Below are 22,261 nucleotides of genomic sequence, written 5' to 3'. Positions count from 1 at the left end.
GAAATCCATGTTGCTATATCGAATCCTGTATATTCATCTTCCGAATAGACAGTCTCAGTTTCAAATTCATCGTATAGACCTTCACCAGGACCAGCAGATAGTTGGATCTCAGATAGGACTTCCACAGCAAATAGCGGAATAATTTTATTGTGAGTCCCTTGTTCTTGAAGTAATTCTTCAGCATACTTATCTACTTTTTCCTGGTTCTGTAAAGAAAGCAGAAGATAAGTATTGACTATTTTATATTCTGACTCAAAATATGTTTCAGGAACATCTAATAGGATAGCCAGTTGTTTGAGATTGCTTTGGTTTGGTTTAGTCTTTTCATTTTCCCAATTGAAATAAGAAGAGCGGTTTATATCAAGTTTATCTGCTAGTTCAGATTGAGAATAGCCAAGTGTTATTCGTCTTTCTTTTAATCGTTTACCAGAAAACATACTACCTCCTGAAAACTATTGTTGTTTTATAAACTAACAAAATTATATCATAAAAGATTTAAGATGCAAGAGGAAAGTAATGTAAAACATATCCTGAATTTGTAATTTAAAAATAATAGAATAATTTATGTGATATAATTTCAATAAATAACTTTTCAAACTAAATATGCGAGGTTCAGATAGTCTGTATGATATCAAGAATTATAATACAAAACTTTAAACGTTATCAGAATATTGATTTTACTTGTAATTCTGAAGTTAATATTTTTGTTGGGGAGAACGGTTCTGGGAAATCAACTCTATTATATGGAATTGGTTTAGTGCTGAGCGGTAGTCACAGTCAAATTGAAAGAAGTAGTTTGTCTAGTATCATTAATCAAGAAGCGATTATAGAATTTATGGGGACAAGGGATATCAATCAGCTCCCTGAGGTCTTCGTTGAAATTTATTTTGATGAATCAAGTACTGAAATTTCCTCTAACTTCAATATTGAAGGGAAGCATAACTCTCAAAAAATCACAGCTTTTGGACTTTCATTAAAAATAACACCTAATCAAGACTACATAGCTGAAATTACTTCTGTCTTAAATAATAGTAATTGGACAGTCTTTCCTTTTGAGTTCTATAGAGTTGAATTTTTGACATTTTCAGGGAAAACCTATTCCTCTTACAATAAACCATATAAGTTTCTACATTCAATGATAAATACAAGTCTTATTGATACACAGCAAGAAATTCAAAAACGTATTCATGAGGTATATTTAGATAATATATCAGCTGAAGATAGAGCAAAAGTTAATCATAAATATAGAATAAATTCACTTAATTTTTTAAATTCTTTAAGGAAGGACGAATTGTTGAAGGAGAATGCTTCAGAATTCCAACTTCATTTTGATGAATCAGAAAATTCATTTAGAAATTCAGTATCAGCTGTAAAAAATGGTATAGATATAAAAAATTTAGGGCAGGGTGAAAAGGTATTATTAGGGGTAGAGAATGCATATAGTCACCTCAAGGAAACAGTTAAAATACTACTTATTGAAGAGCCCGAAAATCATTTGAGTTTCCAAAATCTCCAGAAATTAGTCAATATGTTGAGTTCAAATACTGGAGTTCAAGTTTTTATTGGAACACATTCAAATATGATTGCTTCAAGATTAGGAGTAGATAATCTGCATTTCTTAGACAATGGTCAGATATCTAAACTTGAAGGACTGAATAGAGATACGATACGATTTTTCCAAAAATCTACGAATCAGAATTTATTAAATTTTTCTCTTGGTAAGAAGATTATGCTTGTTGAAGGGAATGCAGAGTATATTTTAATGGAAAAATTTTTTGAAATGATTCATTCAAAAAAGCCTGAGGATTTTAACGTATCAATTATCTCTGTAGATGGATTAAGTTTTGAAAGGTATTTAGAAATTGCTACTTGTTTTGTAGATAAGAAGGTGGTAGTAATTACGGATAACGATAGTGATTATGCAGGAAATGTACAGTCAAAGTACAGTTCATATCAGCAATTCCAGAATATAAAAGTTTCTTCTGATTTAGATAATGATAATCAAACATTTGAAATATGTATTTATAAAAATAACAAAGGTTTGTTAGATTCTTCAGGTTTAACTAAATCCAAAGATTTACAAGGATACATGCTCAGAGAAAAGGCTGAATTTGCATTAAGATTACTAGAGCACTTGGAAACTGATAATATAAGCAAAAAATTTATTATACCTAATTATATTAAAGAGGCGATTGAATGGATAATAAAAGATTGATTCATGCGGTTGCTGGAAGTGGCAAAACAACTAAAATAATTGAAAGTATTGATCCTCAAAAAAGAAATCTTATCCTTACGTACACAGAGACGAACCAGAATACAATCAGAGCAAAGCTGATTGACAAATTTGGCTACATTCCTGAGTCTACTTTTATTTTTGGTGTCTTTGAGTTTCTATATAGTTTTTGTTTAGTGCCATATTTAGGGAAACGACCAAAAGGAATAAACTTTGACTATGAAACTCAAGGAAAGATTGACAATAATTCTATAGATACTACTGGTAGAATTATTCAGAATCAACTTTCTAAGTCATTATTAAGGGGGTTCTTAATTTATAAAAGGAACAATATCCCATTTGATAATTCATATTTGGAGAGAATTGATAAATTTTTTGATTGTATTTATGTAGATGAGTGTCAGGATTTTGAATCAGATGATTTTGATTGGCTTCTGAGTTTAAGTAATCTTAAAGCAGAAGTGTTGTTGCTTGGAGATTTTTACCAAAAAACCTTTAGTACCTCTAGGCGAGGGAATAAAGGAAAAGGAATCCATTCGAGTTTTGAGAATTGGATAAGAGTTATTTCTGATTCAGGATTTGAAATTGATTTGTCAAGTTTGTCAAAAAGTTATCGCTGCCCAAAAATAGTTTGTGATTTCATTGTTGAAAAATTAGCAATTGAAATTTCATCACAGCTAGAAGAGAAGTACTCTGCCCAAATTACTCTCATAGATTCACAGGATAAAATAGAATCAATAATGGCAGATGACAATGTTATGAAACTTTTTTATCAAAAATCTTATGATTATGATTGCAAAAGTCAGAATTGGGGGGATAGCAAAGGCTCTGAATATGACAATGTTTGTGTAGTATTAAATCCAACAACATATAAATTATTCGCAGCTGATTGCTTAAATGAACTTTCTTCACAAACTAAAAGTAAATTCTATGTTGCATGTACACGTACGAGAAGAAGCTTATATTTTGTAAAGCAATCTGATATAGAAAATTATCGAAAAAGGAGATAACATGAAAATAGTTAAAGATATATTTATTAAAAGACCAATGATGTGGCAGTATTATCTATCACTTTTTTTAGAGATTCCTATTGTTTTTTGGTTTATTAGAAATATTCCTCAAAATTTATTTGAATGGGTTACCATGGTAGGTTATATTATTATTTCTGTTAGATACTATATAATAAATCGTGGAGATATGAAATATTATTTTATTTCGGTATCTAATCAGTTAAATAAGGAATACACTCTCAAATTTTGGAAATATTTTTTTAATTCACTACGTACAAGTACTAAGTATATTTTTATGGGAATTTTTTTCCAAACTATGTTACAAAGTTTATTTGGGGAATTAATTATACCAGGTATAGGAATTTCAACTTATAGTTTTCCATTATTAGTAGTAATGTGTCTTATTATATCGAAGATTTTATTCGATATAGCTAGAATGCCCCCTGTATATCTTTTGAGCTATGTGACTATTCCTTTGTTTACTTTTTCTTTAGTAGGAATAGAAAAATCTTTGCTAAGTTGGACTTTTACATCAATAATACTATCAAGTTTAGTACCTCAATTTTTAAATGAGGATATAAAAATATTACAAAAAAAGAATTTTTTAAAAATTATGAATAATACAGCTGACAATGAGAATAAAGAAAAATTTACAAGATTAAAATATCAGGTTTTATTATTTATACCATTCATATATCTTGCACTCATTATTTCAGAAGTTTTAATATACAATGATGAATTTAATTTCTTATACAATTATTTATACGATAGGCATGAAAATATTCTAAATATCTCATATTTGTCAGATTTAAATATGATTGTTACGATTGTTAAAGTATTGGTAGTATCATTTATCTTGATTGTATTCATTGAGTTTAAAGATATTATTATTGATAAGTTATCGAAATTTATTATAATTAAAGTTTTAAAAAATGAATTTAATGTTGCCTTATATGGACAATATAATAAGGTATTTTTTAGAGATAAAAAATGGCAGTTCGATGAGTCAGATAATTATTGCTGTACTAAAAATAGATTTCAAAGTAGTGAAAAAAATGTATATACTTATGAGAAAGGGATTATAAAAACTAAGTCTGGTAATTCCAAAAATATTAAAATAATATCCGAGGACATTTTGATTATTGATGATACCTATTATGTAAAATCTACTTCTAAAATTTACAAAACATTGCCACAAAAAAATAAGTCAATTGGATTAAAATTATTGAAAAGACCAGATTATAGCATCATTATATTCCCACTTATTTTGTTAACTATCTCCATAGTTGGATCAATACTAGCAAACAATTTTATGACTAATAATTTTAGAGGAGAATATGTTTTTGCTGATGTGAAAGATGGAATTATAAACAGTGTTGATAAGTCTAAAAAAATTGAATTTAAGAATAATGAAATTTTATTAAATAAGCAAATTTACAAAGTAGATAATGTCTCCATGCAAATAATAGATAGTAATTCTGAAGTAGTTGGATCATACAATAAACAAGGTATTCTTGTATTTAAAGACGATTCCCAAAATATAAGCTATTATATTTTGAAGTCTTCTCAATTATTTACAAATATAACTACAAAATAATATTGTTTGTATGTTATTTTTGAGAGCCTTGGCTCTCTTTTTTCTTACTCTTATTTTCAATTCTGTGATACCTTTTCCAAATCTTTCTTGTTATCCTAATCTCATTCAATTGAAAATCAAATCTTGATTTTTTCACTGGGGGTTTGGGGGCGAAGCCACCAAGTTATCTTATCGTCGGCTGACAAACCTGCAAGGTTTGTGATCAGCTGGCGATATGATTTTTGGGATATTGTGGACACAATATCTGAGCTCGCAAAAGCCGAAAAAGGAAACTTTGAGGCTTTTAGGAAGTTCCCGTATCAGATACGGTATCGGTGCTAACCCGATAGAGGGAAATGTAAGAAGGAGTGAATCATCATGACAGAGACTTATCGGACAATTCGTAAGGAAATCAACTTGACGCTTGAGGAATTTGAGCAGATTCAACAACTGATGATGAAAGAGAATGCGGAGCAGTTTTCTCCCTTTGTCAGACAAAAGCTGTTGGACCTTGTCAATAACAAGGATGATATCAGAGATTGGTTTATTTTTTGGCAATCTCAAAAAATCGAACAAATCAGTAGAGATATTTTACAAGTAGCAACTCTAGCAGAACGAGACCAACAAGTCACATCAGAACACTTAAGAATTATATTGACTTGTGTTCAAGAACTGATGGCAGAAGTGGAGAAGACAGTACCACTCAGTTTAGAATTTCGAGATAAGTATATGAGAGGTTAGCTATGGAAAATCGTTACCGAACTAATCTCAAAAAAGTATTTCTAACAGACCAGGAACTTGCGACCTTGAACAATCATATCAGTCAAAGTTCTTGCACAAATTTTTCTGCTTATGCCAGAAAAGTTCTACTTAATCCCAATATGACCTTTTTAACAATTGACACTAGCAACTATCAAGACTTGATTTTTGAATTACGCCGAATTGGCAATAATATTAACCAGATAGCCAGAACCGTCAATCAGACAAAACTTCTGACGGTAGAGCAGCGAGATAATCTGAAATCTGGCATAGGTCAACTGATTGCGGAAGTCGATAAGGACTTCGATGTCAAGTGCCAAAAGTTGAGGGCATTTTATGGTAGTCACTAAGCATTTTGCTGTTCATGGCAACAAATACCGTAAAAGTCTTATCAAGTATATTCTGAATCCAGATAAGACTGACCAACTCAAATTGGTTTCAGATTTTGGAATGAGCAACTACCTAGACTTCCCAAATTACGAAGAAATAGTTGAGATGTATCAGGCTAATCTTGTCAATAATGATAGGCTTTACAATTCTAGAAATGACCGACAACAGGTCAAGCAAACTAAAATTCATGCTCATCATCTTATCCAGTCATTCTCGCCCGAAGATAATTTAACACCTGAAGAAATCAATCGTATTGGTTATGAGACGGTAAAGGAGTTGACTGGAGGAAACTTTCGCTTTATTGTGACGACCCATACAGACAAACATCACCTGCATAATCATATCCTCATCAATTCAGTTGACCTCAATTCTCATAAGAAACTCAAATGGGATTATGCCCAGGAGAGAAATTTACGGATGATTTCTGACCGCCTTGCCAAAGAAGCAGGTGCCAAAATTATCACACCGAACCGCTATTCTCATGAGAAGTTTGTGACCTATCGCAAGAGTAATCACAAATTTGAGTTGAAGCAACGTCTTTATTTTCTGATGGAGAATAGTAAGAACTTTGGTGACTTTATATCTAAGGCAGAAGCCTTGAATGCTCAGATTGATTTTTCAAGAAAGCATGCTCGATTTTTGATGACAGATATGCCTATGAAGCAAATCATCCGAGGCAAGCAGTTAGATAAGCGTCAACCCTATACCGAGGAATATTTTCGAGAGCAATTTGCCAAGCGAGCGATTGAGAAACGCTTGGATTTCCTCTTACCCAGAGTTTGTGACCTTTCACAGCTTTTGGAATTTGCACAAAAACTCAACCTCACTATTTCGATGAAACAAAAGCATGTGGCTTTTACTCTAACAGAAAATGGCCATAGCATTACAGTCAATAATCAAAAACTTAGTTCTACAAATATCTATGATGTTCAATTTTTCGAGAGCTATTTTGAGAAACGCGGTGAAGTTCCTGCTATTGACCAGTCGCAACTTATTTTTGACTTTGAGGGATACTGTGAGGAGCAAGATAAGGACAGGCTAGCTTATGAAGACTTACAAGAGGCCTATCAAGCATTTAAGGAGAAACGAGACCAGGTTCAGGAGTTTGAGGTTGTTTTAGCTGACCATCAGATTGATAAATTAGTTAAAGACGGTCTTTTTATTAGGATGAATTATGGCGTAAAAAAAGACGGCTTGGTCTTTATCCCAAACCGTAATTTAGATATTAAAGAGACAGAGAGTGGCAAACACTACTATGTTTTTATCCGTGAGACCGCACAATTCTTCATTTACAACAAGGAGGCGTCCGAACTCAATCGCTATATGCGAGGGCGTGAACTCATTCGTCAGTTAACCAATGATAGCAAGAGTATTCCAAGAAGACGACCAACCATTGATACACTTAAGAAAAAGATTGAAGAGATAAATCTCCTTATTGACTTGGATACGGAGAATAAGTCTTATCAAGAGGTTAAAGATGAGATTATTAAGGATATTGCTCAATTAGATTTAACCATTACAGAGTTGCAGGATCATATAGCTCATCTCAACAAGGTTGCGGAAGTCTTGCTTAATCTGAACAACAACGATATAGAGAACCGCCGCTTGGCCAGATATGATTATTCCAAGATGAATCTTACTGCAGCTATAAAACTAGAAGAAGTTGAGAAAGAGATTGAAGTTTTTCAAAATGAACTTAGTAAGTGCATAGATGAATATGAATATCTAGTTAAAAAATTAGAAAATTTTAGTGAAATTTTAGATAATATTGGTATAAATAATAGGAATGTTGAGATTAAATTTAATGAAACTATTCCACTTTAGTCACCAACTAGATGGATAGAAAAATTAACAAACGGACTCTTTAAATTTTCATAGACTCCATTTGTTAGTTTTTGGTTTCATATTTTCAATTTTAGGCGGGCTAAGATATTTTTTGAGACTCAGCTTTATATATAATAATCTACTTTATGTAATCAAAATCACTGTCAATCCAATTATTCTTTGAATCACCTTGCTTTTGTAAAACGATATTTCTACTTCCATTATTATATGATACAATAATTTTATAGCGTTCACCCTCTTTATCGTGACCTGTTAATTTCATATCAAAATTAGTAATTGCCATTATATCTTCAATAGTTGAACAATTTTCGTAAGTTTTCAATAAAGTTTTATCAATACTTAAGATTTGGTCCTTATCCCAATTTGGTTCATCAATTGTAACACTATCAAAAATGAAGTCTATGTATTTGTTTGGTTTACTGTTAATGTATTGAATTAAGAATTGATTATCATCAATAACTATTTGCTTCACCTCTAAATCAGGATATTGATTTATATAGTTTCCTTCAAGGAATTGCAGATAATTTTGATTTATTATCTTAATCAACTGAGGCTCTATCTCTTGGTAGTATTTTGCATAAACTTCATTAATGTAATTATATGCCGGAGAATTTTTTCGATAAGCTACTACACTTTCTGATTTTTTTATTATCAACTCCCCTTTATCATAAGTAAAAGTTGATTTTAGCTGATCCTTATCTGTGAAAGTCATAGTTCTTTCATCAACTACACCAGTAGCTGCTTTTCCTTTTACATTACCATTTTCTATAGTAAATGAAATCTCGTCATTACCCTCCAAAATTGCGGCATAAGAAGAGTAGTCACCATCATATGAGGTTGGTTTGTCATTTGATTTTTGACTTGAACAGCCAGTAAAAGTGAATATAGCAAGTAAAATAATCAATAATTTCATCATATTAGCTTTCCCTTTCTTTACGTACTAGTTTACCTGTCTCGATATCGAGTATGAAATCACATACATCAGCGACTTTATTCCCATGATCAATAAACAATAATATATTATCTTTGAGATTTTCAAACATAAATTTTAATAACTTATTTTCTGTGTCAGAATCTATATTGGAGAAGCCTTCGTCGAAAATTAATATTTTCCTACTACTCAATATCGTTCTGCAAAATGAAATAATTTGTTTTTGTCCTTCAGATAGATTGCTACCATTTTCATATATACTAGTTTCAAAACCGTAGTCTAAATTTTTAAGAAGATTTTCGAATATCCCTGATCTTACCATTTTATTAAATAGTTTGGTTTGTTCAGATGAGTTTCCGTTAACAAATAGATTGTCATACAAGGAACCAGAGAAAACTTTATTTTCAGATGATGAGTAACCGATGGTGTTCCTTATGGTATCTACTGATAATTTTTGATAATTTTTACCATCTAAGTAAATTTCACCTTGATAATTATCAATTAATTTTATTAAAATTTTAGCAAATGTACTTTTTCCGCTTCCATTAGGTCCTTTTATAAATATTTTATCGCCTTCGTTAAATTGAACAGATAAATTATTTATTAGATTTTTGGAACCATAAGAAAAAGTCAGGTTATTAATTTTTATATTATAACTATCCAATTGTTGGTTTTGTCCATAGTTCTCAGATTCTACTTCTTTATATTCTAAAAGTCGTTCAAAAGATACTACAAATTGTTGATGCTCTTTTTGTAAAATAAACAAGCTTGCTATAGAGGAAAGAAACATACCGGTTAAATTTTGGAAAACTATCATGTTTCCTAAAGAAAGTCTATTCGATTGAATTAGACCTATGCCGAACCAGGTAATCAACAACATACCTAGTTCTTTTATGTTAGTGGTTATAAAATTAAACTGATTTTCTAGTAAATTGGCAACTCTTCTAATATCCATAAGTTTTTTAGTAGCTATTGACAATTTTTGTAAATAATTTTTTTCAAGTATTTGAACTTTTATAAGTTCAAATATATCTATACTTTCACTAAATTTGGTTATTACTCTAGCTTCATACTCCATTGTTTCTCTTTGCTTTTGAGAAAATTTCGGAATCATATATAAACAAGTGATAAGATAGAGAAGACAAATTATGATTACAATCAGAAATAAATCTACCCGAATATTAATCAATGTCGTTCCAATAACAATAATCATAATAATATCTGATAAAAATGTTGTAATAACTTTAGAGATAAAACCACTTAAAGAATTTATATCATCAAGTCTTGTTAATGAGTCACCTACTTTTTTTGATTTGATAAATTGTGAAGGTAATGAGATGAACTTTTCAAAAAATTCATTTTGTAATAGTAATTGAATTTTTATGTCAATTTTAGTAAGCAAATTTGAGGTTATATAGGATATAATATTTTTAAAGAAATAGAAGCCTACCAACATTGAGAAGAAAATATTTTTTTCTATTAGTATTGAATTAAAAACTGTAATACTATTATTATTTCCAATGTGAATGAAATTATCAATAATTACTTGATATGCTTTTGCACTTATAATTGAAAAGACAGAAACACCAAAAATTAGTGTAGAAGCAACATATAAAACTCTTCTATACGGGTATATTAAACTTAATGTATCTTTAATGCTTGTTCTAGCATAGATTTTGAATTTCTGAGATTTTGGATCAAACGCTACAATGTTTCCTGTCCATAAATCATTAAATTCATTAATATTTAGTTGTTTATCACCTGAACTAGGGTCAAATATAAATACTTTGCTATTGAAAATATTTTTTATTACTATAAAATGTGTAAGTCCTTCGCCCTTATTAATATGTGCAATAAAAGGAAATTTTATTTCTTTCTTCTTTATAGCCTGTATTAGTTCTTCCAAATTACCTTGAAGCCCTTCAGCATAAACACCAAATATATTAGAGGTTTCGATTATATCTTGAATGGATGAACCATATGCTCCTCTATGCATTCTTTTTTTTACTTCATGTAATGATACTTTATTTTTAAATCTACTTAAAACGGTCGAAAGAGCAGCTGCAGCACAGTCTAACTCATCATATTGAAGAAATTTTTTGTAAATCATGTTAACCTCACGTATTTCTTATCTCTATATTTTTTGAGTTTATATATAAGGAATGATAAAATAAGTGCAATAAAAATCAAGGATAAATAAACCAAAAATTCATGTACCATTGGAACAGAGCGTAATTCTATTATATTAATGGTTGTTAGCTTTATTTTATCTAAATTATTATATATAGGAATGTCGTCTTGGATAGGAAATTTTGGAGAGTATTGGCTAATATAGTTTATATAGATATTGGAACAATAATTTGATAGTCCTATCCCTAAAACAAAGGATAGCATGATAGATAAAATATGATGTTTTATAAACTGTTTGTTATTTCTTATGTTTGAAAATGAATAGACATAGTAAATAACCAATGATATAAATGAAATAACTACGATTGAAATAGTTATTTGAGGAAAAATTTGATAGACATCATATCTCTCCAGACTATATAATACTTTAACATATGGGAATAGTTTTAATTTCGATGCAAGTTTGTCTTTTATACTATTTGTTGCTCTATTATTTTTAGGAACAATACTGATTTCATAGGTTTGAAATGACTCTAGATGTTTTAAAAGTTTATCATTATCTGTAATAGTGTTTCCATAAAAATCTTTTATATTTTCAAACTCAGCAGGAGATGTTTCAATTTGTTTAGCTAATAATTTTGAATTAATTATTTTTGCATAATTATTTGTAATATAAATATTTGTTGATAGTAAGTTAGTATAAAATTGTGATTCTTTAGAATCTTGACTTACCAAGGAAGTAGTATTAGCTTTAAAAATACCAATAATTTCAATTGGAATTAATATAATGTCATCATGATCGGTAGAGTCATGCTCGTGTTCGTGTTCGTGTTCAAAGCGATTACCGATAGCTTTTATATTATAACTATCTCCAATTTTTAAATTATTTTTCCTGGCAAAATTCTCGGATATTAATGCTACATTTGATTCTTGAGTTATTTCTTGCTGATTAAATACCCTACCATCTATTAAAAGTATTTTTTCGATAAACAAGTCATATGGAAATGGCTGATTACCTCCAATAAATTTTATATGTTTTAAAGGATCGTTTTCGCTCAGGTTATCTTGTACAACATATGCAGGTGTACTTACACTCATGTATTCAACTTCAGGGAAATTACTTATTTGATCTAAAGTATCTTTATCTGGATAAGTTCTTATAATAACTTTACCTGCGTTTATGTCTGATGCAATTGTATTAAAATTTTGAGCAATCCCTATCTTGTTACCAATAATAGTCTCAAGATAATAGTTCAACCTCACATTTCCTTCTAATATGCTCCACGAAAAAATTAAACTTAATAATATTAGTAATTCAAGTAATATTTTTCTAGTTTTCAATTTTTTAAACATAAAATAATCTCCCCAATCTTATACTATATAACTATTATACATTATTTGTTTAACGTTGTGTGATAGAAAACGTAAAAAAATTAAGCGCTTTCAATTAAATTATTGCTTTTCTGCCTTAATTATGTTATCATCAATTTAAAGTACAATACAATCTATTGTTAATTACATTTTTTGCTTATAAAGGAGGCAATCATGAAAAAATTATCAATTAAACAAAGTTCAGAAGTAGTGGGTGGATATCGTTGGAAATGTAAGCATACGTACCATAGCAAATGGGCTGGTAATACTTTTGTTAGTTCTTGGCATGCTTTCTTCGACACAGCCAATACTGCAATGAATGAACATAGACGCACTTACGGTCACACAGATACTTGGATTTCTGCATAGTAATATTTAATTTTTGTATTGTACCTTAAAAGCCGATAAAATCGGCTTTTAGATTTTTATTATGCTAAGTACAGGCAAATAATCATCATCCTTTTAGACTATGAATCCGTTAACTTTTTGGTAGTGTATATATATTTGTATTTTTATAAATTCTTTTTTAGACTCATAATTTAAAAAATATTGAATATACTAATATGCTCTTCTGTTATTTAATAAATTCCAAGGAGAATTATGATTGACTTCGAAAACAAATAATAAATATCTACACTCATTTTTTTTAATAGGCTTAGCCTCCCTCATTCTTTGTTTACCTCAAATTATATCAGGAAAAATGATTTTAGGTTCGGACTCAATATTTCATTTCAATCGATTTTATGACACGTCTCAACAATTCAAAAATCTAGATTTTCATTATTTTATTTCATTATATGGCTTTCAAGAATCTGGTCGTATTGTTAATGCCTTATATGGTCCTTTTTTTGCTTATTTTCAAGGAATATTAGTTTTAATCAGTAGGAATTGGTTTACATATCAGTTATTTTCCAATTTCTGTTTGTATAACTTAGCAGGATTTTCCATGTATATTTTTTTAACAAAAGCTAAGTTGGAAAGGAAGTATACACTTATTGGAGCTATATTATATTTATCAACTTATTCTATTCAATATTGGATAATTAGGCAGGGGTTTACCTCTTGGGGAGCTGCCTTACTTCCTCTAGCATTGAGCATATTGTTTAAGTTTTATCAAACAAAGAAAATACCAAAGTGGTATTTGGGAATCTTAACAGCCTTAGTATCACAAATCCATATGTTGTCAGCATTCATTTTAATACTGATGTATATTCCATTTTTTATTTATATTTTTTTGAAAAATAATAAAAAAATAGTCTTTTTAAAGGATTTGTTTATTGAAATATGTCTGTTCTTCTGCTTAACGTTGAATATTTGGGGTAGTTATTTTATTGTATTAAAAGGTAATCGTCTAATACCTCCAATTGTCAATATTAATATGAGTTTGAATACTATTAATCAAAATAGCTATTATTGGCTATTAAATCCTGCGATTCTGTTTTTCATGTTAGTAGCAATTTATCATATATTTTTTTTAAAATGGAAGAGGATAAATAATGCAGAGATAAAAATATGGTTTTGGGTTATGACGGCGTTTTTAGTGCTATCATCTAGTTTAATACCATGGTCTTATTTGGTAAAGATAAAAAATCCTTTCGCAGAGTTAATTCAATATCCGTTCAGATTTTTTGTACCTGTTTCTATTATTATTATTTATCTTTTTCTAAAATTGGTTCAATCTAAGCAACTCCTTATATATCATAAAAAAATGCTTCTCATTTCATTCCTTGCATTATCCTTACTTCAAACACTTACCTTAGTTGCTATTACCACGAATAATTGGGATTCTAACAGTAATTTCATGCCCTCAAAGTATAAAGTACATTTTTTGAGCGATAGTGCTAATATCAAAAAGTCATTTTATGATGCTAATAAGGAGAAAGCTCTGAATATGGTTGCCAAGGGAACTCCCGATTATCTACCACTCTATGGTGAAAAAGATGAGAATATTAATTACTATGACATGTACTTAGAAAAGATTGCTTATCAGAAAAAAATAAAAAAATCTATTAAGGATGGGAAACTGATTATTGAGTGGACGGCAAATGCAGACAAGGAAGTAGAATTACCAATCATCGTTTACAAAAATACCATTTTAGAAATAAATGAAAAAATAATACCACACGATCAAATATCTTTGAGTCAAATAGGTACACCAAAAATTGGTCAAATTCCTTATAAGGAAAATCGCATAACCCTTTCATATAAAATACCAAGGGAGTTTACAATATTTTTAGTTATAACTTTTTTGACATGGTTACTGATAGTAGTTATCTTGTTAAAAAAAATGATAATTTGCCTAAGGAGTTAATATGTCGAAACAAGAACTTTCAATAATTATTCCGTGTTATAATGAGGAGGAGACAATACCTTCTTTCATAACTACAACAAAATTAGTAGAAAAACAGTTGAAAGAAAACTTGCAATTTAATTATATATTTGTTAACGATGGTTCCAAAGATAAAACTCTAGATGTTCTTAGAAAAATTTCCGATAAGTTTGAAAATGTCCACTATCTTTCATTTTCTCGTAATTTTGGGAAAGAAGCAGCGCTCTTAGCAGGTTTAAAAGAAGCAAAAGGTGATTTTGTAGCGATAATGGACGCAGACCTTCAAGATCCACCAGAAATGTTGACTGATATGTACCGAATAATCCAACATGGTTTTGATATAGTTAGAACTAAAAGAATTGATCGCAGAGGTGAGCCGATTATTAGATCGTTGTTCGCAAAACTTTTTTATAAGTTGATAAATGTTGTATCTGATACGAAATTAGTTGATGGAGTTCGTGATTTTAGTCTTATGACTCGGCAGGTTGTCGACAGTATCCTAGAATTTAATGAAGTTAATCGTTTTTCTAAAGGTATTTTTTCCTGGGTTGGATATAATGTTACCTATTTGCCTTATGAAAATAGAGGACGTGTAGCAGGAAAAACTTCTTGGAGTTTTTGGGGTTTACTTCGTTACTCGTTGGAGGGTCTTGTTAATTTTTCTGAGGCGCCTTTAAATATTGCATTCTGGGCCGGGACATTTTCCTTTATCTTATCTTTAATAGGTGTTTTGTTTGTTGTTGTGAGAAAGCTAACAATTGACGGAAGTGTATCTGGTTGGGCTAGTCTTGTTACAGTTATTTTATTTTTAGGTGGATTGCAGTTGATGGCACTTGGAATAATTGGTAAATACTTATCAAAAATATTTTTAGAAACTAAGAGAAGACCAATATATATCATAAAAGAGAAGAGTTTATAGTTTGTGCCAAACTCTATTAAACAAAGCAACGGATTTGATGCCGTTGCTTTTTCTTTATAAAATTACACCGTATCTCGCAGTTTTTCTAAAATTGATATAGTAATGACTTATCCTTAAATAGTAAGAACTTAATTTAAAAACTATCTGATTTTTGGTCGAGGTGTCATAAGATAAAATATGTTTTAAATGATTTTTTTCAATAAAAATTGAATTATTCTAGTTCATGGAATAGAAATTGCCAAGAAAGATTACTTACTTTCTTTTAAATATTTAGACTATTGCCAAAGGTTTATAGTGGAAAAAAATTAAGTATAGTTACTATTATACTACAATAGCAACTTACTCAATATTTTACTCATGGTGCTAGTTAATCTTGAAGTATCTCAGATTGTAAGCCAGTATAATTTGCTCCAGCCTTAACCGCAGACCTGCTAAACCTCTAGTCAGTGTGTGTTCTATATCAAAAAGACCGCAAATCTCTGAGAAGCAAGTCTCAATGGTTCGTCTCATAGCCATCAATTTCCAATGATTATGTTGTTTAGCTCCTGCCATATTTTGGCGTTAGGGAGTCCATAGATGATAGCCTTTTAAGATCAAATGATCTTTAAGTTCCTTACTAAGATAGCCTAAATCTGCCAAAATATAAGGTTGTCGGCAATTTTCTAGTAAGTCATCAACTGCCCTACTATCATGGACTGATGCAGGTGTCACAACATAATTCAGAATATAGCCTGATAAAGTTACCAACATGTGTACTTTGAATCCATAGAACCACAGATGTTTGGAAGCATTGTAGCCAATATCTGCTGAGTCGTTAAAAATACGTGTTCTATAGTTACGAACAGGTTGGCAAAGTGGCAAGGGAAAGCTATCTATAATAACAATGGAACCAGGTGAGATTTGAGTATTCATTGCTTGTCTAATGACTTGAACTAACCAAATTAATTGTCTTGCTCGTCGATTAAAGCGACTTCTTTCAAGAAGTTGGCCGCAAGGAAAGAGTTGGCAGATACGGTAGAAATGCCGTTGTGACTTAATCCCTAGTTCAGCGTGCAAAAGAAGCAAGACTAATAGAGATTCGTCTGAGACCTCGGACAAGCTAATGTTACGACGGTGTTTTAAGCCATCTAGACAATAATCACGATAGAGCTGATGGCAAATTTTTGATAATTGCTTCAAATTCCATTGTAAGTGATGGGATTTAGCGGTATACTGTAAGTGGCTCATTTGGACTACCTCCTGTTTGTTTCGGCACTTACAGTATAGTCCTTTTGGGCTTTTTATTTATTTTGAGATTAACTAGCACCACGATTAATATTTTATTTAAAATTAATTCATGCATATTTTGCATAAATTAGTTAATTTGATTATCGCTCACTTACAATATTAGTAAGAGGATTGATAATGTATATTAGATTAAAGAATTTAAGAGAGGATAACGATTTATCTCAAAATCAGATTGCTATGTATCTTCACTGTTCACAATCGGCTTATTCCAGAATAGAGAGTGGGAGACAGGATGTGCCTACTCTATATCTAAAGCAATTAGCGAGATTGTATGATGTAACTACAGATTATATTTTAGAAATGGAAAAATCTAATTATTAATAATCCTTTGTCCTTTGACAACTGAATAGACCAAGGTGGGACTTTCTTATTTGTTGAGCAGTTTAGTCTGGTTCGCCATGATATGAGCGACAATAATCAGCTATAAAATAGAATGGTAATCTATTTGCCAAGATACAAACTAAGGACAATGATACTTCTGCACGTTCAGGCTGCCAGCGATAAAGGACAGCGGGTGAGATTCCCATGTATGACCTAACCAGTCATTCCCACTGAGGTCATTATTTTAAATTTAAGGAATAATATAGTATGACAAAAACAACAACAGAAAATGAGACATCGCAGGTGGTCATTGAAGGCTACAAGGTAACGGTAAAGATTACCGATAAGCCACTAAGTCTAACGGATATTTTAGATGATTTACTTGGCAAAAAGTTAGAGAAAATATAAACTTTTAGCGGACAATTAACAGTACATTATGTAAAATAGAATGGTAGAACTTTAATCCTTGATCGATCCGCACCTAAGAATATCGATTAAGGAGAAAACAATGACACAAGCCTGTATTTATTTACGCCTATCACGAGATGATGGAGATAATATCGAAAGTAACTCCATTGTCAATCAGCGTTCACTTTTAAGAGACTACGCTGAAAAGCATGACCTTATCATTTTAGAAGAATTTGTAGATGATGGTATTAGTGGTTTAACCTTTAATCGTCCTGATTTCAACCGCATGATGACAATGGTTAATGAGAAAAGGATAGATACAATTATCGTCAAAGACTTATCTCGGTTTGGGCGAGACTATATTGAGACTGGGAAGTATATTCAAAGGATCTTCCCTTCTATTGGTGTGAGGTTTATCTCGGTCAATGATCATTATGATAGCTTGACTGCGGATACAAATGAAACACACCTAGTTCTGCCGATTAAAAGTCTTATCAATGATAGCTACTGTCGGGATATTTCCATGAAAGTCCGTAGCACACAAAAGGCTAAGCGCCAGAACGGAGAATTTATAGGAGCATTTGCTCCTTACGGTTATTGCAAAGACGATAACGAGAGGAACCACCTAGTAGTGGATGAGAGTATTCGTCCTATCATTGAAAAAATCTTTACGCTCAAGCTAGAGGGGTATTCTTCAAATAGGATTGCTACTTATCTTAATCAAGCTGGCATCGCAACCCCACTTCAACATAAGAAATCTTGTCAAGAAAATTACAAGGGATTTTATGGTACCTCTAATCAGTGGAGTGCCAAATTGGTTAATCGTATTCTGGTCAATAGAGTTTATACAGGGACTTTGGAGCAGGGAAAACATACGAAACTGAATTACAAATCGCAACAGTCTCTAAAGGTCAGTCCAGATGACTGGGTGCGGGTAGATAACACACATGAAGGTATTGTATCTGAAAGCACCTTTGAGATTGCCAATCGCTTATTACTTAGAGATGTCAAGAATGGAAAAGGTCAGCCTTCCTTGTTTGTAGGCTTACTCTTTTGTAAAGACTGTCAATCGCAGATGATACAGCGAAAAGTCCGTTACAAGCAAACAGAGACTAATCAGTACATTTGTAGTACATACAACAAGGGACAAGGTTGTAGCCGTCACGCTATTAAGCACGATAGTCTACTGGAAGTCATTTCAACCTTGATAGCTCAACACCTAGAGTGGAAGTCCTATCTGATTGAACGTATCCCTGACTATCTGTCAGAAGAGTCATTTCTTGAAATTGACTTTACGCTACTAGTGACCGAACGAAAGAAGTATGAGCGATTACTCCACTCCCTGTATGTGGACCTAGATGATGGTCTTATCAATGAGTCGGAGTATCAGGAATTTCAGCGACATTATCGCCAAAAGCTGAAGCAGGTTGAAGAAACCATTGCTCTTAAAAAAGGATTGGCTCAGGAACTCTATCATAAGCTTCAAGATAAGGAAGCTTGGTTGAAGCAGTTAAGTGAGTTGAGAGACACAGACTACTTAAACCGCTTGACATTGGTTTCTCTCTTAGATCGGATTGATATTGGAGAAGACCATGAGATTACGCTAGTCATTCATGATATGAAAGAGATGGATATGCTCCAACAGTTTTCACATCTGGAAACGGAGGTGGTTTGATGGCTCGCACGAAGAACCGCTACCGTACAGAAGAAACAGAGACCATTCAGGTTACAACTTATCGAACTGGTATTTACATTAGATTATCGAAGGAAAGAACAGAAACTTGGAGAAATAAATCACAGTCATTAGAGACACAAGAAAGCTTGGCGAGAACATTCGCCAAAGATAAGGGCTTAATGGTTGTTAAGACATATACTGACTATGAGTATTCAGGCACGAAGTTTAATCGCCCTGCCTTTCAAGAAATGATGGAAGATGTCAAAAAGGGCCTTATCAATTGTATTCTGATTAGAGACTTATCACGTCTAGGTAGGGATTATATTGAGATGGGGCGTCTTATTGATAAAGTTTTCCCTTTCTTGGGTGTTCGTTTCATCTCTATCAATGATAACCTTGATACCCTTAACGGATTTGAAGAAAAGAAGTCGTTTGAGGTAGAAATCAAGAATTTGGTTAACGACCTTTATTCTAAGGATATTTCAAAGAAAGTGACAGCTAGCCATATTTACCAAGCTAGTCATGGCTATTTTATTGGAAGTTTTGCCCCCTATGGGTATCAGTTGGACAAACAAGAACATGGTGTCAAACTGATGATAGACTCTCTTGTAAAGCCGATTTTAAGAACAGCTTTCGATATTTTAGCCCAAGGAAAATCCATTAGTAAAGTAACGGCATATCTCAATAAAGCTAGAGTTGCAGTTCCAACCGTATATAGGCGAACTGGACAACTCTATCGTAGCGAAGGTGATCGAACAGAGTGGAGAAATTCGACTATCCTTCGTTTAATCCAAAGTCCTGTTTACCAGGGACATCTTGTGCAGCGTAAAGCCAATAAAACTCTTACGGAGACGGATTATATTCGATTTGAATACGCTCATGAAGCTTATATTACTCGAGAAGAATATGATAAAATCGTTGCCTATCTTCAGAGCAGACGGAGTATTAAAAAAAGGACACAGCCTAAGACGACTAATCGATACAAGGGATTGATTTATGCTCAAGGAAATTCTAAGCAAATGTATCGCTATTGTCGTCACTTTTCAAATCAGAAATCTGACTATGATTATTATTACTTCACGGACTATGTTTATGATCCTCAAACATCTGAAAAACAGACGGTTTATATTAGTGAGATAGCTTTGGATAAAATAATCTCAGAGTTGCTTCAAGCAGAAATCGAACGTTTAGGAATAGCTGAGCAGCTACTGTCTAAGTTGAAAACTAAAAAAGATGATTGTATTAAGGTTTATTATAGGCAATTAAGACAACACCAACAAGCTATCTTACGATTACGAGAAGAAATAAGTGACTTATATGCTTCATATAGTTTGGTACGAACGGACAAAGTAATCTATCTCACTCAAAAATCCGGAAAGGAAGCCCAAATCGAGACACTATCACAGGAAATAAGACATTGTGAGACGGCTATCGGGCAACTGGAAGAAGCACATCAGAAGCAGATAAGTTGGGTAAAATCGCTAACTCAATGCCAAGAAACAGAGACTCTAACCTCAGAACTATTACAGGCAATTATTGAACGCATCGAAGTTGACGTGAATAAACAAGTAACGATTACTTTTCGCTGTCAGATAGGAGGTGCAGACAATGTCTAAAGTGGCTTTATATCTTAGACTATCTGTCGATGAGGCTGGAACTGATGAAAGCAATTCTATTGTCAATCAAAGATACTTGCTTCATCATTTTCTTGATAATTCGTCTGATTTTCAAAACTTTCTGCGGGAAGAATTTGTGGATGACGGTTTCTCAGGGACAAGCGTCAATCGCCCTGCTTTTCAGAGATTGATGGTCAGAGTAAAATCTGGCGAGATTCGTCATATTATTGTTAAAGACCTCTCACGATTTATGCGTGATTATCTGGAGTTAGGGAACTATCTGGAAAATATATTTCCCTTTCTAGGTGTGAGGTTCGTTGCCCTAAATGACCAATATGATAGCCTGACTTCAGAGAATAATGGTGTAGAGATTGACGTTCCCTTTAAGAATTTGCTTAATGAATTTTATGCCAAGGATGTTTCAGAGAAAGTTAAAAGTGCGATGAACAGCATGAAACGCTCTGGAAAAAACATGAGTTGGTTGCCACCATTTGGCTATATCAAGGATCCAGAAGACCGATTCAAGATTATCATTGATGAGGCAGTTGCACCAATTGTTAGACGTATTTTTACCTTGTACCTTGATGGTAATAGTTATCAAAAGATTGCTCGCATCTTGAATAAGGAACAAGTCATTACCCCTGCAGAGCGAAAAATGCAAATTAGTCAGGCACGTTACGAAAAGTCTCTCCGACTAACAAGAGAGCAAGAGAGAAATGTATGGAGCGTAATAAATGTTGCTCAAATTTTGAAGAATGAAGCCTATAAGGGAACTTATCTCTATAATACTCGAACCTACATAAGGGGGAAGCATGTTTTTCTACCAGAATCAGAGTGGGAGCGAATTGAGAATAATCACGAAGCGATTATTTCGGCAGAACTATTTGAACAAGTTGCTCGATTAAAAGCTAAGAAGGTTACCCAGAAAAAAAACTCTCAGCCTACGAAAATTCCTAGTATTTTGACAGGTCTTATTCGTTGCGAGCATTGTGACCATTCTTTAATTGGACATTACAATCATCAAGGTTACCAATATTTTTCCTGTCGCTATTGTAAAGGACAAGGTGAAAAAATGAAGTCCTGCCGAGTAGATAGGATAGAACAATCAATCAAGGAGAAGCTTGGACAAGAGGTGGTTAAGCCTCGTCGAATTGCTTCTAAGACTAGAGTTCTTAGAGAGATTGAGCGATTAAAGAGACAAAAACTATCCTTTTTCCAAGACTACAAGGATAGCCTGATGACTAGGGAGGATTACATTACTAAGAAAATGGTAATAGACAAAACTGTTAGGAATTTAGAAGAACAGCTGAAAGAAGTTAATACATTTCAGTTGTTGAGTAATGATAGGTTAACAAAAGAAATAGTTAGCACTCACATTGAAAAAGTAGTTGTTGACTGCCTCGGATTTTTTACAGTTATCTATAAATAGTTGAAGAGGAGACTTGAATCGTATCAAGTCTC

At 32.1% G+C, this 22,261-nt stretch carries 18 protein-coding genes and 1 pseudogene; 14 read left to right on the top strand and 5 right to left on the bottom strand.

Annotated elements, in window-relative coordinates; genetic code table 11:
- On the bottom strand, positions 1-437 hold a 437-nt coding region (locus J5566_RS01515; RefSeq protein WP_208561773.1), incomplete at its 3' end, for a helix-turn-helix domain-containing protein.
- 188 nt (positions 438-625) lie between these two features.
- Here J5566_RS01515 and J5566_RS01510 point away from each other — a divergent pair.
- The 6 genes from J5566_RS01510 (at position 626) to J5566_RS01485 (ending at position 7,792) form a co-directional block, all read left to right on the top strand.
- Positions 626-2,215, top strand: coding sequence for an ATP-dependent nuclease (locus J5566_RS01510; RefSeq protein ID WP_043028867.1), 1,590 nt, complete (start codon positions 626-628; stop codon positions 2,213-2,215).
- Positions 2,197-3,243: an RNA helicase gene (locus tag J5566_RS01505; protein ID WP_208561772.1), complete on the top strand. Its 1,047-nt coding sequence runs from the start codon at positions 2,197-2,199 to the stop codon at positions 3,241-3,243. Before J5566_RS01510 ends, J5566_RS01505 begins: the two co-directional genes overlap by 19 nt.
- Position 3,244: 1 nt before the next feature.
- Positions 3,245-4,840 carry a hypothetical protein gene (locus tag J5566_RS10465; protein ID WP_228381813.1) on the top strand — a complete coding sequence of 532 codons (1,596 nt, stop codon included), beginning with the start codon at positions 3,245-3,247 and terminating at the stop codon, positions 4,838-4,840.
- Between the two features lie 357 nt (positions 4,841-5,197).
- Positions 5,198-5,560 carry an SAG1252 family conjugative relaxosome accessory protein gene (locus J5566_RS01495; protein WP_172037563.1) on the top strand — a complete coding sequence of 121 codons (363 nt, stop codon included), beginning with the start codon at positions 5,198-5,200 and terminating at the stop codon, positions 5,558-5,560.
- 2 nt (positions 5,561-5,562) lie between these two features.
- Positions 5,563-5,928 (top strand): MobC family plasmid mobilization relaxosome protein, encoded by a 366-nt coding sequence (locus J5566_RS01490; RefSeq protein WP_105114595.1) that lies wholly within the window; start codon positions 5,563-5,565, stop codon positions 5,926-5,928.
- Positions 5,915-7,792: an SAG1250 family conjugative relaxase gene (locus J5566_RS01485; RefSeq protein WP_208561771.1), complete on the top strand. Its 1,878-nt coding sequence runs from the start codon at positions 5,915-5,917 to the stop codon at positions 7,790-7,792. The genes J5566_RS01490 and J5566_RS01485 overlap by 14 nt, the downstream gene beginning before the upstream one ends.
- Before the next feature lie 139 nt (positions 7,793-7,931).
- Here the strand turns inward: J5566_RS01485 and J5566_RS01480 are convergent, their stop codons facing one another.
- Genes J5566_RS01480 through J5566_RS01470 form a run of 3 tightly spaced genes read right to left on the bottom strand, consistent with a single transcriptional unit; the run spans position 7,932 to position 12,227 of the window.
- Positions 7,932-8,726: a hypothetical protein gene (locus tag J5566_RS01480; protein WP_208561770.1), complete on the bottom strand. Its 795-nt coding sequence runs from the start codon at positions 8,724-8,726 to the stop codon at positions 7,932-7,934.
- 4 nt (positions 8,727-8,730) lie between these two features.
- Positions 8,731-10,854: a peptidase domain-containing ABC transporter gene (locus J5566_RS01475; RefSeq protein WP_208561769.1), complete on the bottom strand. Its 2,124-nt coding sequence runs from the start codon at positions 10,852-10,854 to the stop codon at positions 8,731-8,733.
- On the bottom strand, positions 10,851-12,227 hold the full coding sequence (locus J5566_RS01470) for a hypothetical protein (protein ID WP_208561768.1): 1,377 nt from the start codon (positions 12,225-12,227) through the stop codon (positions 10,851-10,853). The genes J5566_RS01475 and J5566_RS01470 overlap by 4 nt, the downstream gene beginning before the upstream one ends.
- A gap of 192 nt (positions 12,228-12,419) precedes the next feature.
- Here J5566_RS01470 and J5566_RS01465 point away from each other — a divergent pair, with 192 nt between their 5' ends.
- From J5566_RS01465 to J5566_RS01455, 3 genes are all read left to right on the top strand, one after another.
- The gene (locus tag J5566_RS01465; RefSeq protein WP_172039039.1) at positions 12,420-12,614 is read left to right on the top strand and encodes a hypothetical protein; all 195 of its coding nucleotides are present in this window, start codon (positions 12,420-12,422) and stop codon (positions 12,612-12,614) included.
- A 235-nt stretch (positions 12,615-12,849) separates the two neighbouring features.
- Positions 12,850-14,556, top strand: coding sequence for a hypothetical protein (locus J5566_RS01460; protein WP_244228914.1), 1,707 nt, complete (start codon positions 12,850-12,852; stop codon positions 14,554-14,556).
- A gap of 1 nt (position 14,557) precedes the next feature.
- Complete coding sequence (locus J5566_RS01455) at positions 14,558-15,493, top strand: glycosyltransferase family 2 protein (RefSeq protein WP_105114599.1); 936 nt, start codon at positions 14,558-14,560, stop codon at positions 15,491-15,493.
- Between the two features lie 363 nt (positions 15,494-15,856).
- Here J5566_RS01455 and J5566_RS01450 read toward each other — a convergent pair.
- Positions 15,857-16,720 (bottom strand): annotated as a pseudogene (locus J5566_RS01450) (IS982 family transposase).
- Positions 16,721-16,897: 177 nt separating this feature from the next.
- Between J5566_RS01450 and J5566_RS01445 the strand changes: the two are divergent.
- The 5 genes from J5566_RS01445 (at position 16,898) to J5566_RS01425 (ending at position 22,229) form a co-directional block, all read left to right on the top strand.
- Positions 16,898-17,101 carry a helix-turn-helix domain-containing protein gene (locus J5566_RS01445; RefSeq protein ID WP_105114600.1) on the top strand — a complete coding sequence of 68 codons (204 nt, stop codon included), beginning with the start codon at positions 16,898-16,900 and terminating at the stop codon, positions 17,099-17,101.
- Positions 17,102-17,368: 267 nt separating this feature from the next.
- Positions 17,369-17,509 (top strand): hypothetical protein, encoded by a 141-nt coding sequence (locus tag J5566_RS01440; RefSeq protein WP_172039041.1) that lies wholly within the window; start codon positions 17,369-17,371, stop codon positions 17,507-17,509.
- Positions 17,510-17,609: 100 nt separating this feature from the next.
- Positions 17,610-19,184 (top strand): recombinase family protein, encoded by a 1,575-nt coding sequence (locus J5566_RS01435; RefSeq protein ID WP_172037557.1) that lies wholly within the window; start codon positions 17,610-17,612, stop codon positions 19,182-19,184.
- Positions 19,184-20,800, top strand: coding sequence for a recombinase family protein (locus J5566_RS01430; RefSeq protein ID WP_172039043.1), 1,617 nt, complete (start codon positions 19,184-19,186; stop codon positions 20,798-20,800). The genes J5566_RS01435 and J5566_RS01430 overlap by 1 nt, the downstream gene beginning before the upstream one ends.
- Positions 20,793-22,229, top strand: coding sequence for a recombinase family protein (locus J5566_RS01425; protein WP_208561767.1), 1,437 nt, complete (start codon positions 20,793-20,795; stop codon positions 22,227-22,229). Before J5566_RS01430 ends, J5566_RS01425 begins: the two co-directional genes overlap by 8 nt.
- The last annotated feature ends 32 nt before the right edge of the window (positions 22,230-22,261 follow it).

Source organism: Streptococcus suis (genome assembly GCF_017601095.1).
Lineage (GTDB): Bacteria > Bacillota > Bacilli > Lactobacillales > Streptococcaceae > Streptococcus > Streptococcus suis_Z.
Note: the sequence above shows the minus strand (reverse complement) of the source record. Positions and strands in the feature narration are given on the sequence as shown.

Excerpts from the sequence above, each read along its gene's own strand:
- J5566_RS01510 (WP_043028867.1), top strand. The coding sequence starts at position 626 with ATGATATCAAGAATTATAATACAAAACTTTAAACGTTATCAGAATATT.
- J5566_RS01505 (WP_208561772.1), top strand. The coding sequence starts at position 2,197 with ATGGATAATAAAAGATTGATTCATGCGGTTGCTGGAAGTGGCAAAACA.
- J5566_RS10465 (WP_228381813.1), top strand. The coding sequence starts at position 3,245 with ATGAAAATAGTTAAAGATATATTTATTAAAAGACCAATGATGTGGCAG.
- J5566_RS01495 (WP_172037563.1), top strand. The coding sequence starts at position 5,198 with ATGACAGAGACTTATCGGACAATTCGTAAGGAAATCAACTTGACGCTT.
- J5566_RS01490 (WP_105114595.1), top strand. The coding sequence starts at position 5,563 with ATGGAAAATCGTTACCGAACTAATCTCAAAAAAGTATTTCTAACAGAC.
- J5566_RS01485 (WP_208561771.1), top strand. The coding sequence starts at position 5,915 with ATGGTAGTCACTAAGCATTTTGCTGTTCATGGCAACAAATACCGTAAA.
- J5566_RS01480 (WP_208561770.1), bottom strand. The coding sequence starts at position 8,726 with ATGAAATTATTGATTATTTTACTTGCTATATTCACTTTTACTGGCTGT.
- J5566_RS01475 (WP_208561769.1), bottom strand. The coding sequence starts at position 10,854 with ATGATTTACAAAAAATTTCTTCAATATGATGAGTTAGACTGTGCTGCA.
- J5566_RS01470 (WP_208561768.1), bottom strand. The coding sequence starts at position 12,227 with ATGTTTAAAAAATTGAAAACTAGAAAAATATTACTTGAATTACTAATA.
- J5566_RS01465 (WP_172039039.1), top strand. The coding sequence starts at position 12,420 with ATGAAAAAATTATCAATTAAACAAAGTTCAGAAGTAGTGGGTGGATAT.
- J5566_RS01455 (WP_105114599.1), top strand. The coding sequence starts at position 14,558 with ATGTCGAAACAAGAACTTTCAATAATTATTCCGTGTTATAATGAGGAG.
- J5566_RS01445 (WP_105114600.1), top strand. The coding sequence starts at position 16,898 with ATGTATATTAGATTAAAGAATTTAAGAGAGGATAACGATTTATCTCAA.
- J5566_RS01440 (WP_172039041.1), top strand. The coding sequence starts at position 17,369 with ATGACAAAAACAACAACAGAAAATGAGACATCGCAGGTGGTCATTGAA.
- J5566_RS01435 (WP_172037557.1), top strand. The coding sequence starts at position 17,610 with ATGACACAAGCCTGTATTTATTTACGCCTATCACGAGATGATGGAGAT.
- J5566_RS01430 (WP_172039043.1), top strand. The coding sequence starts at position 19,184 with ATGGCTCGCACGAAGAACCGCTACCGTACAGAAGAAACAGAGACCATT.
- J5566_RS01425 (WP_208561767.1), top strand. The coding sequence starts at position 20,793 with ATGTCTAAAGTGGCTTTATATCTTAGACTATCTGTCGATGAGGCTGGA.